We start from the raw sequence: 4806 nt of genomic DNA, 5'->3' as shown, positions 1-4806 counted from the left end.
GCGCTGCCGGGCGCACGCAACAAGGCAAACGCGCCGGCGCCCGCCAGCGCCGGTGGGATCAGCCAGACCCAGGCCGGCAACGCGCCAATCGCGCCGGCCAGGGCGAGCAGAATGGCGCAGGCGATCAAGCCGAGACCGGGAAGCCGCGCCTGCGCCAGATCGAAGATGGCGGAACCCTTTGCCATGCCAATTCACGCGGCAACGCAGCAGAGAGGTGCCGGCCGAAAGGCCGGACGCCAGCTCATTTGATGCCCGTCAGGCCTCCCACCTCATGCAGCGTCAGCCAGAACTGGTCGAGCGTGTTGGGATGCTCGTCGATGATGGTGGTGCCATTGAACCAGCCGACGTTGCCGCCCGGCCCCGAGGTCACCAGTTGATCCTGGTTGAACCACATCAGCGCGTTCTTCAGACCCTCGCCATTGGCTTCCTGGCCGCCGTTCCAGTCGGCAATGCCGGATGCCGGGTCGATGACGTCGACATATTTGTTCCAGGCGATCGAGCTGGTCTTCACCGCGGGGCCCGCCAACGCCGTGCCGGCGCCGTTGGTGTCGATGAAGCCGTCATTGTTGCTGTCGAGATTGACGCCGAGGCTCGCCCAGGCGCCCTGGCCCTTCAGCCACATCACAGCTTCGTCGATCAAGTTGAAGGGCTGCGCCACGCCGTTGTCGATGTTGAGCTGGGCGGCGATCGCCTGCTGCAGCATGATGACGCGCGCGTCGCCGCTGGTCGAACTTGATTCAATGGATTTTGCCAGGGAGATTGAAATCCACAGGTTGTGGTCGTCGTCGACCAAGCCGTTGTGGTTCGCATCCCCAAGCAGCAGGTATTTGCTCTCGTCGACGCCGACGGTGGCTGGGTCGTCGACGCTCGGGTTGACGTCGAGACTGGACAGGACGCCGCTTTTGACGGCGCTCTTGGTGGGATTGCCTTCGTTGCCGGGGATGTTGTCCCAGGCGTCGGTATGACTCCCCCAGAAGCCCTGCGTCAGCGCCTTGTTGGAGTAGCCTTCATAGTCGCTGCTGTCGGTGGCGCTCGGCGTGCGCGAATGGCCGGCCGTATCGGTATAGGCATCGGTGGTGGCGGTGGCGTTGTTGACATAGCCGCCGAGCTGCGCGGTGCCGGTGGCCTGGTAGTGCCAGGTCTCGCCGACGTCGAGCAGGCCGTTCTGGTTGGCGTCGCCGGAGTTGAAGCCGCCGGAGAGGATCGCCGCCGGATGGAAATCGTCACCAATGCCAGGAGTGCCGTTGTCGTCGGTCACCACCACGTTCGACAGCGCGACGTTGCCGTCGTTCTTGACGTCGTAGGTCCAGGTCACCGGCTGGCCCTGGAAGATGTTGAGGCCGTGATCGACGCCGTTGGTCTTCTTGTCCAGCGTGATATGCGGGTCGGCGCCGAAATAGCTGGAGGGGTCGGTGTCCTGAGGCGTGGCGGTATGCCCGGCATCGTCGGTGAAGGAGCCGGAGGCGGTGCCGATATTGCTGTAGTCGCCGATGCCGGCGACGCCGGTGCCGGTGTAGACCCAGGCCTCGGTCAGGTCGAGCTTGCCGTCCTGGTTGGTGTCGCCAACATTGAAGCCGCCAACGAGGTCCGGCGAAACCACCACGCCCTGGTCGTCGGTCACGTTGATGCCCGACAGCGCGACGTTGCCCAGGTTGGTCACCGTGTATTTCCAGGAGATCGGCTCGCCGGAAAGGATGCTGATGCCATCGCCCGAGGCGGTGTCGTCGACCGTCACCTTGTCGATCTTGATCTGCGGGTCGGCGCCGAAATAGCTGGAGGGGTCTGTGTCGCTGGGATTGGCGGTGTGGCCGGCATCGTCGGTGAACGAGCCGGAGGCGGTGCCGATATTGCTGTAGCTGCCGATGCCGGCGACACCGGTGCCGGTGTAGATCCAGGTCTCCGTGAGGTCGAGCTTGCCGTCCTGATTGGCGTCGCCGACGTTGAAGCCGCCGACGAGATCCGGCGTAACGACTACGCCCTGGTCGTCGGTCACATTGATACCCGACAGGGCGACATTGCCCAGATTGGTCACGGTGTACTTCCAGGAGATCGACTCGCCGGCCAGGATGGTCAGCCCGTCGCCCGACGTCGCGCCGTCGACCGTAACCTTGTCGATGTCGATCTTCGGATCGGCGCCGAAATAGCTGGAGCCGTCGCTGTCGTTGACCGTCGTGCCTCCGCCCTCGCCCGACACGGAGCCGATGTTGGAATAGTCGCCCTTTACGGCCGTGCCGGTAGCCGTGAAGATCCAGGTCTCGTCGGTGTCGAGCTTGTTGTCATGGTTGAGATCGCCGACATTGAAGCCGCCGCTGAGCTCGGGCGAGACGATCACGCCCTGGTCGTCGGTCACGACGATGTTCGACAGCGCCGTATTGCCAGTGTTGGTCACCGTGTACTGCCAGCTGATCGGTTCGTCGACCAGCACGACCAGGCCGTCGCCCGACGCAGCGCCGTCGATGGTGATCTTGTCGATGGCGATCGCCGGCTGGTCCTCGGCGCCGCCGCTGAGCGTGGTGGTGCGCCACTCCTCGAAGCCGCCATTCGACCCCGAGAAGCTCGAATAGAGCGTCACGTAGGAATCTGCGGTAACGCCGGCATCGGTGAAGGCGGTGACCGGGATAAGCACCCGGTAGTCGTCCGTTCCCGAGCCGTGGTTGGCGTCGATCAGCGCTTGCGTGGTGGCGAGATCGAAGATCGAGGTGAACCCGGCAAAACCGGCGTTGTAGTCGGCAAGCGTGGCGTCGGCACCGGAGATGTAGATCCTCAGGTCGGTCAGCGAGATCTCGCCGTTGGTGGTGTTGTTGCTTTCGTTGAGGTCCAGCCGGAATTCGATGTAGTCGGTGCCGCCGACATTGATCGGCTGGAGATCGCCAAATTGCAGGCTGTGCGTGAAGGAGGCCTTGTTGTCGAGCACGTTGCCGTTCTGATCGGTGTTGAAACCCTCCTCGACGCTCGTCGCCTGAATGCGCAGAAAGGAATCGTAGTTCCCGGTTCCCGATCCGATGGTCGTTGCTTCGAGAAGCACGCCGCCGCCAATGTCCGCCATGTTACTTCCTCCACAAAGTTGCGCGGTCGGCGGCCGAGCCGCCGTCCCCTAGACCCAGTCTGATCGCGGCGCCGGCGCCAAACGTCCGTGGTCCGCGCAGCGCGGCCCTGCCGGCAAGCGATCGTTGCATGAAAAAACGGTGGCGGCTTTGGACGCGGAAAAGACCGGCGAGGAGTCCCCTTCGCCAGACACAACACCCCCCGGATGGCGGGACAGGCCCGCCGTCGGACTGACTGCTATACTCACGCCCTAAGCCCCGAACCCCCACGCGGTCATCAGCAACCGCTTGGACGTTAATATTTCCCAAACCATACTTTGCAGGTTGCAGTGAGCGCGTCCATATAACCCCGGTTATAGGAACCATCACGATGTCGCCATAAGTAAAATTCGGCGATCACGCGAATATATCTTTTCGAGGATTCTCGCTTTTCCTCGAAGGGGGTCGCGACGTTTGCTCAAGCCGCCAGAGTTTCCCGCGCGCTTCGTTGCGTCGCAAGAACAAAGGCCTGCATCGGCAGGGCGGCTCCTGAGCTTTTCCGTCAATCGCCTCGCATCTTGCTAAGGCACCCGGCCTGGGGTTAACTAAGTAGTTGCTAATATTTGTGCGACCACGCTACTTCCGTCGGCTTGGTTTCACGCTGGGGGTGCAAGCCGCGATCCCGTATCGATTCCGGCATGACAGGAAGCGTCCCGTTTTGGGCACGCAGGGGAGAAGTCACCGTGACCGAACACGGACCAGGGGCGGACTGACGATGGTCGCGACAATCCTCGTCGCCGACGATCACCCGCTGCTGCTGCACGGGCTGACCAGCCTGATCGCCCGCGATCCCGGCTTCAGGATCGTCGGATCGGCGCAAAACGGCACGGCTGCAATGGCGATGATCCGGCAGGAGAAACCGGATGTCGCCGTGCTCGATCTCAGCATGCCCGGCATGAGCGGGCTCGAGGTCGCCGCCGAGATCGGCAGGCAGGGGCTTGCGACGCTTTGCGTTCTCCTGACGGTCGGCGCCTCGCAGGCCCAGCTTTATGACGCGGTCGCGGCCGGCGTTGCCGGCATCGTGCTCAAGGAAGCTGCTATCGACGCGCTCTTGAGATGCCTCCACCGGGTCGCCGCCGGCGGCCGCTGGCTGCCCGCCGAGCTGGTCGGCGAGGCCATGCAAAGCGAGGCGGCGCGCAGGACCAAGTGGCATGACCTGTCGTCGCGGCTGACCAGCCGCGAGTTGGAGATCGCCCGGCTGGTCGTCACCGACAGGCCGAACGGGCAGATCGCCTTCGATATCGGGATTTCGAAGGGCACGCTGAAGATCCACATGAACAACATCTATCGCAAATTGCAGGTCTCCTCGCGGGCCCAGCTTTTGCAGCTCGCCGCCGGCCAGATCGGGCCAGAGGCCCGGAGCGGACGCACGGCAAAAGCCGATTCCGCCGCCGGTCCGAGACTGTTGTCGCGCCCGGCCAAATGAAAACCCGCGTGGGCCGCACAAAGGTCGATGTCGCAAACGCCGCGCTAAGCCTATAATCTCCCCAGCCAGGGAGAGGTGGTGCGATTGCTCGGGACTTTCTTGGGGGGATATTTGCAGCGCTGGGGCAGGCTTTCGCTCGCCCTGCAGTTCTTCATTGCCGGCGGCGTCGGGCTGCTGGCGGCGATGTTTGTGGTCGGGCTGTGGGTCACCTCGCAGATCCGCGAAGGCGTGATAACCAATTCCGCCGCGACCACGGCGCTCTATGTCGACAGCGTGATCGCGCCGCTGCTGCCCGAC

At 63.7% G+C, this 4806-nt stretch carries 3 protein-coding genes and 1 pseudogene; 2 read left to right on the top strand and 2 right to left on the bottom strand.

Translation table 11 applies throughout. The features are described 5' to 3' along the window. Both EN781_RS26090 and EN781_RS26085 read right to left on the bottom strand, forming a co-directional pair. Nucleotides 1-185, bottom strand: a 185-nt coding sequence (locus tag EN781_RS26090; protein WP_145965628.1) for a hypothetical protein, incomplete at its 3' end; no start/stop codon positions are given. Nucleotides 186-241: 56 nt separating this feature from the next. Beyond that, complete coding sequence (locus EN781_RS26085; protein ID WP_126055408.1) at nucleotides 242-3046, bottom strand: hypothetical protein; 2805 nt, start codon at nucleotides 3044-3046, stop codon at nucleotides 242-244. Between the two features lie 752 nt (nucleotides 3047-3798). Between EN781_RS26085 and EN781_RS26080 the strand changes: the two genes are divergently transcribed. Further along, nucleotides 3799-4509: a response regulator transcription factor gene (locus tag EN781_RS26080; protein ID WP_126055409.1), complete on the top strand. Its 711-nt coding sequence runs from the start codon at nucleotides 3799-3801 to the stop codon at nucleotides 4507-4509. A gap of 99 nt (nucleotides 4510-4608) precedes the next feature. Then, nucleotides 4609-4806, top strand: a pseudogene (locus EN781_RS26075) (sensor histidine kinase); the annotation flags it as partial.

Source organism: Mesorhizobium sp. M4A.F.Ca.ET.090.04.2.1, from assembly GCF_003999085.1.
Taxonomy (GTDB): domain Bacteria; phylum Pseudomonadota; class Alphaproteobacteria; order Rhizobiales; family Rhizobiaceae; genus Mesorhizobium.
The sequence above is the reverse complement of the archived record's forward strand: the minus strand, read 5'-3'. Positions and strand labels throughout refer to the sequence as shown.